Here is a 6,158-nt window from a genome sequence, read left to right on the forward strand (position 1 = left end):
CCGTATTGTCGGTGATCTTCCTTTACCTGTCGGCCGACGAGGCAGCCGCGCTACACGAGACCTCCGTGCCGATTCTGCGAAAACTCGGGCTGGGCGGATACCTGTTCTATCCCTGGGTCGTCCTGGGCATCCTGTTCGTCGTCGTCCTGGCCGCGTACCTGGTCCCCTGGCTGCGCGGACTCGAGAGACACACGCGCAACCTGTTCCTGATTTCCGCCTTGCTGTTCGTGGGCGGAGCGGTCGGCTTCGAGATGATCGGCGCGCATGTCGCGGAATCGTCTGGCAGCAGCGCGACGGTTCTCTGGATCACGCTGGCCGCGATCGAGGAGGGCCTGGAGATGGTCGGAGCGTCCGTGTTCGTCTACGCCCTGCTGGACCACATCCGCAGGGTGGCGGCAGAGATCAGGGTATCGATCGAGTAGGCCGCCTCGATTCGATGACCCTCAGCGGGCCCGAATCCAGGCTACGTCGAGGCGGAATTCTCCGGGCGTTCCATCGGCCAGCAGCAGCCCGATCTGCTGAACCGACGCCGGCGACAGCGGCGGCGCGCCCGCGGGCCGGCGTCCTCGGAAGGTCGGCTGGAACCGGTCGAGCGGCAGCGTCACCTCCTGCCACTCGCCCTTCTCGGTCTCGAATCGGGCCATGTACGAGATTCCGTCGAACCGACGGTCGGTGCGCAGGCGCAACTGGTACGTCCGACCGTCACCGCGAACACGGAGAATCAGTGCCTGCCGGTTCTCGAGCGCGCCCGGAGCCATCGGGGCTCGCACGGAAGCGAACCCACCGTTGTTTTCGAGGGACAAATCGCCGGTGAACGTCGCGAAGCCCGATTCACGATGGGTGAATCGACTCGACGACACTCCGCCCATGACGCCGTCGTTGATCACGAGCCAGTCTTCGGCCCGGTCGCGGTCGAACTCGAACAGGGAGACGGGATCAACGGGCTCGAAGTCATCTCTGTCGGCGATTCCGCCCACGAGGAGGAGTGCAGCAGCGAGGGTCGAAGCCATCAGGGCAGGCGTCACGCTCATGCGTCGATTACCGGTTGAATGGGGAGCGCAGCAGGGCGGCGATCAATCCAACGATACGGATCCTCGTTCCCGGCAAGCCGAGCAGACGCGCACCGAGGCCACCCCCGGACGTGCCCAGCCGGGCGATCTCACGGCCCGCCGTCTGGAGGCTGACCTCGATGTCCGCAGCTCGCAGAGCGCGGCCGAACCGGTGAAGCAGGATCTGCCGCTCGGACCTCGTCTTCAGCCGCAGAGAGGAAGCTGCCTGCCCGTACATGCGCCAGCTGCTCGCATCGATCGCGAGCGTCCGGCCGGTCCCCTGGACCGTCAGCCGGCCGGCGGGTGCCGCCACATGAACATTGGCGAGCAGGTCCACCGGCCGGTGCCGTCGTGAAGGACGTTCGGAACTCACTTGCCGTCCCGAGTCCGGATTCGAACCGTTCCGTTCACCGTCCAGCGAGTGTACGCGGCATCTTCGCCAACGCGGCTCGGAACGTCGACGTTCAGGTCATCCATCTCGTAGGTGATCTCCGCGCCTCGACCGGTGAGGCGGTCGTAGAGCCCGATGGCCAGATCCGGCCAGGTCTGCGTCGTATTCGACATGATCTTCTCCGTGCACTTGATGATTGAGGGCCTGTTGAGACCCGTTCCTTACCTCGCACATGGCAAAATGTACACACCGGCCAGCTTTGTCAAGTTTTATACTTAGACAAAATGTAGACAGTAATTTCGAGGGGGGGGTCAGGCGGCGGTCAGCTCCGTCTTCACGGCCCGAGCGACGTCGAGACCCGATACGATGGCTCCCTCGATCGAGCCGTGACGCCGGTGATCGCCAGCAACGAAAACGCCACCAGGGGTGCACACGGCCCGGGCCTGCACGCCCCCGGCCCGGGGCGACTGGTCGGGCAGTCCGACGGGAATCCGATACGACGCGATCTCTTCCCAGTCGTGCGCCACGGGCCCGAACCAGTCTCGGAGCTGCGCACGGGCGGCCTCGCGCACGTCGGGACGGTCGATGGCGTCGCCAAGGATGGTGGCGGAGAGCAGTTCCCGGTTCGCGGGGGCGTACGTGGGAGAGACCCGGCTCATCACGCAGAAGTTCGAGACCGGCCCCCTCTCCTCCCCGTCCAGGACGAGGATACCCTCTTCGATCGGTGGCTCGTCCGCCGCGTAGTAGAGGCACAGAGCCGGCCGGTATCGGGGGACATCCTCCAGGCCAGCCAGTTGACGCGCGGCCGGGCCGTCGGTCGCTACGACCACCGCTCGGGCCGTCAGCGACGCACCCCCCTCGAGGACGATCGCATTCCTGTCGGCAGACACCACGCGCGAGTTCAGCCGCAAGGAACCGGTCGGGAGATCGGATGCCAGCTGCTGAGCGAGGGCGCCCATTCCGCCGGATGGCACGGCGACGGCCGCCTCGCCGAACATCCGGAACACGAACTCGAACATCCGGCTGGATGTCTCCAGCGATGGATCGAGGAAGACGCCACCGAGGAACGGCTGGAAGAAGGTCCGGATCATCCGATGCGAGAATCCAAGGCCGGAGAGATACGCGAGCGTGGACCGCTCCGGCCGTTCGAACAGCTCGTGCACCGATCCGCGCCGAACCCGAAGCGCCAGCCGCGCCACCCGCCACTTGTCTCGCAGGGACCCGATCGGCGCTCTGAGGGTCGCCAGTGCCTGGCCGGGCCGTCGGAAGGGGTCCGACACGCGGTGGAGGGCGCCGCCGGCACGCACCAGGGCGCCGGGCTCGAAGGACCGCAGGTCGAGCGCCGCGTAATCGAGCTCCGACCGCGTCACCGGATACGCGGTCAGCAGCACCTGGAAGCCGCGGTCCAGCAGGAAACCGTCGACGGCGTCCGTTCGGGCGCGGCCACCCGGACCGTCGCTCGCCTCGACGACGAGCACCTCCAAACCCGATCGGTGAAGGCGTCGGGCGCACGCGAGACCGGCCAGGCCGGCCCCGACCACGATCACATCCGCATCATGTGGGCTCATATCTACTCATCTCGCACGAACGGCCCATGTGCGAAAGCCCGCCGGCGTCGACGGGCTTTCGATGGTCTCGAATCGGGTCGGGACGTGCCCGCCCGGAGGACCGGCCTCCCTCGCGGTCAGGCCGGCGAGATGTTGGCGTTCAGACGGAAGAGGTTGTCCGGATCGTAGCGCTTCTTGATCTCCGCGAGCCGGCCGTAGTTGCCACGGTAGTTGGCGTTCACCGGCGTGCCGCCCTCCAGCGGCTGATCGTTCACGTACCAGCCGATCGTATGCGGCTCCAGCGTCTTCCAGTAGGCGCGCTCCCAGGCGATGTATTCCGAGGGATCTTCCCCGGCCGGCCAGTCGACGGCGCTGAGCAGGTTGCCGAGGGCGTCCCGGTAGGCGAACGCCGTGGCGTCGGAGGGAACGCGGTTGATCGCCCCTCCGCTCAGCTGAAAGAAGACGGCCGCGTCGCACGACGGACCGCTCTCGAGGCCCCGCAAGATGTCGTCGATGAGCTGTCCGTTCATGCCGGAGATGAACCCGCCCTTGAGGTACGAAGCACGGGCCCGCGGATCGTCGATGTCCCCGGAGCGCTGCACGGCCACGTAGTCCATGGACTTCACGCCGTCGTACGTCGGCGTGCCGACTTTCCGGATGGGAGCGAGGGCCTTCTCCGCGTCCGACGCCGGCCCCGAGTAACAGACCCCGATCCCGCACCTCGGGGGCTCACCGTCCGGGCGGGAAACGAAGAACCCCATGCTGAGCTCGTCGGGCGCAACGGGCGCGTACTCGGAGAACATGACCAGCATGTCCCGGGCCCGCTCGATCGGGAACACCAGCGGGCCGAACACGACCTCACGCTGCATGGGGTGGAGCTCGAACTCGAAGTTCGTGACGATCCCGAAGTTGCCTCCGCCCCCCCGGACCGCCCAGAACAGATCCGCGTTGTGATCCGAATCCGCGTGCACCCACTCGCCGTCGGCGGTGACCAGCTCTACGGAGCGGAGGTTGTCCACGGACAGACCGAAGCGGCGCCCGAGGCGGCCGAATCCGCCTCCGGTGACCAGCCCGCCCGCACCGGTGTGGGATACGGTGCCCATGGTGGTGACCAGTCCGAAGGCCATGGCCTCGCGGTCGACCGGGCCGAGCAGGCTGCCGCCCGAAACCCAGGCCCGCCTCTGGTCCGGGTCCACCCGAACGTCTCGGAACAGCGACAGGTCGATCTGCATGCCTCGATTGCACGTCGACTTCCCCGAGGCGCTGTGTCCGCCGCACTTGACCGCGACGAGCAGGTTGTCGTGGGCGCGAGCGAAATCGACCGCCGCACGAATGTCCGTCACCCCCGTCGGCCGCACCACGATGGCCGGGAACTTGTTGAACGAGGGATTGAGGATCATCCGCGACCGATCATACCCGGGGTCGCCAGCCAACAGCACCGGTCCTTCCATGCGGGCCGCCAGGTCGGCGATGTCGGTACCCTTGAGCACGATCTCCCTGCCCGCGCCGGTGATCGCGGGGACATCCGGTGCCTCCTGCGCGACCGGCCGAAACTGCGCTGCGATGGAGCGGCTGCCGGGAATCGAGAGGGCAGCCGTTGCGGCGAGGGACGACCGGACGAACGTGCGTCGTTTCATGGACACCTCAGCGGTTCGGGAAGTCGGCTGAACTGAACCAGTGTACTCAAGACGACCCGCCAGACGAAGCCCGGGCGGATGGAGCACAAAGCTTCCGCCGTCGCATTCGGTGCCCTGTTGCCCGGCTAGACCTCGGCTCCCTGCTCATTGCATCGCCGACCACCCGTCCGTATTCTGCCGCTCGATGAGAACGAGTTTCATCCTCATTCCAAACTTTCCGGACAATCCTCGATGTCACGATTTCGTATAAGTCCCTGCCCGACTGACCTTTTGGTGACGCTGCGCCGAGTGTTCTCCCAGGGTCGACGCGGAATCCCGGCAGGCGTGCGGTCGATGGCGGTGCTCATCTCGGTCGTCTTTGTCGCTCAGGCGTCGCCTTTGTCTGCCCAGGAGCCGTCGGAATCCGTCGAAGACAGAATCGAGCGCCTCGAGCGGCAGGTCGAAGCCCTCAGACTCCAGCTCGCGGAAGATCCCGACAGTGCACGGCTGGCCGAGATCACCCGCCAGATCGACGCCATCACCCGTGAGCTCGAGAGGATCCGGCTGGGCGAGGAGGTGACGGCCCGGGCCGACACGACCGAATGGGGACTCGGACCGGCGGCTTCCAAGGTTTACCGGGTCGGCGAGGGCGTCTCCATCGGAGGCTACGGCGAGTTCCTGTATCAGAACAACGCGTCGACCCGTGAGGACGGGAGCCCGTCCGGCGCCACCGATCAGATCGATGCCCTGCGCGGCGTCGTGTACGTGGGCTACAAGTTCAACGACCACTTCCTGTTCAACTCGGAGATCGAAGTCGAGCACGGGAGCACTTCGGAGACGGGCTCCGTATCCCTGGAGTTCGCCTACCTCGACTGGCGGTTCCGGGGTCTGCAGGGAAGCACGGGGCTGCGGGGCGGCCTGCTGCTGCTCCCGATGGGGTTCATCAACGAGATTCATGAGCCACCCACGTACCTCGGTGCCCTGCGACCCGAGACGGAGCTCCGGATCATCCCGACCACCTGGCGCGAACTCGGCATCGGTTTCTTCGGGGGCGCCGGCGACTTCGACTGGCGGGTCTATCTGGTCAACGGACTCGACGGGGAGGGATTCAACGCGAATGGGCTCCGCGGGGGTCGCCAGAAGGGATCGCGTGCGAAGGCCGAGAACTTCGCGGGCGTCGCACGCGCGGACTGGTCGGGAGTCCCGGGACTGGTGATCGGAGCGTCCGGCTACTACGGAGGCTCGGGCCAGGGAGCGGAGTCACCGCCGTCTCCCGGTGAGACGATCACCGCGCCCACGATGATCCTCGAGGGACATGCGGGCTATCGGGCGTACGGTTTCGACGTCCGGGGCCTCCTGGCCTACTCGACCGTGGGAGATGTAGCCGCCCTGAACGCGCTCGAGGGATTCACGGGAGACGAGTCCATCGGGGAACGCCTGTTCGGCTGGTATCTGCAGGCCGGCTACGACGTGCTCCGGTCGAGCCCGACCACGGTGCAACTCCTCCCGTACGTGCGTTACGAGCACATCGATACACAGGAAAGAGTGCCGGAGG

At 66.6% G+C, this 6,158-nt stretch carries 7 protein-coding genes; 2 read left to right on the plus strand and 5 right to left on the minus strand.

What is annotated here, in order from left to right:
* The coding region (locus AC36XV_RS07495; RefSeq protein WP_492203058.1) for a DUF8692 domain-containing protein at nt 1–422 on the plus strand (422 nt) is incomplete at its 5' end.
* A 21-nt stretch (nt 423–443) separates the two neighbouring features.
* Here AC36XV_RS07495 and AC36XV_RS07500 read toward each other — a convergent pair.
* The 5 genes from AC36XV_RS07500 to AC36XV_RS07520 all read right to left on the minus strand — a co-directional run bounded on the left by AC36XV_RS07500 (nt 444) and on the right by AC36XV_RS07520 (nt 4,624).
* The gene (locus tag AC36XV_RS07500; RefSeq protein WP_492203059.1) at nt 444–1,031 is read right to left on the minus strand and encodes a CIA30 family protein; all 588 of its coding nucleotides are present in this window, start codon (nt 1,029–1,031) and stop codon (nt 444–446) included.
* 7 nt (nt 1,032–1,038) lie between these two features.
* Complete coding sequence (locus AC36XV_RS07505; protein ID WP_492203060.1) at nt 1,039–1,422, minus strand: hypothetical protein; 384 nt, start codon at nt 1,420–1,422, stop codon at nt 1,039–1,041.
* On the minus strand, nt 1,419–1,613 hold the full coding sequence (locus tag AC36XV_RS07510) for a hypothetical protein (RefSeq protein WP_492203061.1): 195 nt from the start codon (nt 1,611–1,613) through the stop codon (nt 1,419–1,421). The genes AC36XV_RS07505 and AC36XV_RS07510 overlap by 4 nt, the downstream gene beginning before the upstream one ends.
* A 138-nt stretch (nt 1,614–1,751) precedes the next feature.
* On the minus strand, nt 1,752–3,008 hold the full coding sequence (locus AC36XV_RS07515; RefSeq protein WP_492203062.1) for an NAD(P)/FAD-dependent oxidoreductase: 1,257 nt from the start codon (nt 3,006–3,008) through the stop codon (nt 1,752–1,754).
* A 116-nt stretch (nt 3,009–3,124) separates the two neighbouring features.
* A complete protein-coding gene (locus AC36XV_RS07520; RefSeq protein WP_492203063.1) occupies nt 3,125–4,624 on the minus strand; it encodes an FAD-binding oxidoreductase in 1,500 nt (499 codons plus the stop codon).
* Between the two features lie 324 nt (nt 4,625–4,948).
* On the opposite strand from AC36XV_RS07520, the gene AC36XV_RS07525 reads away from it, so the two are divergent.
* On the plus strand, nt 4,949–6,158 hold a 1,210-nt coding region (locus AC36XV_RS07525), incomplete at its 3' end, for an ABC transporter C-terminal domain-containing protein (RefSeq protein ID WP_492203064.1).

It is taken from the genome of Candidatus Benthicola sp. (genome assembly GCF_058719085.1).

Coding starts and splice junctions, on each gene's coding strand:
- AC36XV_RS07500 (WP_492203059.1), bottom strand. CDS start 1,031: ATGAGCGTGACGCCTGCCCTGATGGCTTCGACCCTCGCTGCTGCACTC.
- AC36XV_RS07510 (WP_492203061.1), bottom strand. CDS start 1,613: ATGTCGAATACGACGCAGACCTGGCCGGATCTGGCCATCGGGCTCTAC.
- AC36XV_RS07515 (WP_492203062.1), bottom strand. CDS start 3,008: ATGAGCCCACATGATGCGGATGTGATCGTGGTCGGGGCCGGCCTGGCC.
- AC36XV_RS07520 (WP_492203063.1), bottom strand. CDS start 4,624: ATGAAACGACGCACGTTCGTCCGGTCGTCCCTCGCCGCAACGGCTGCC.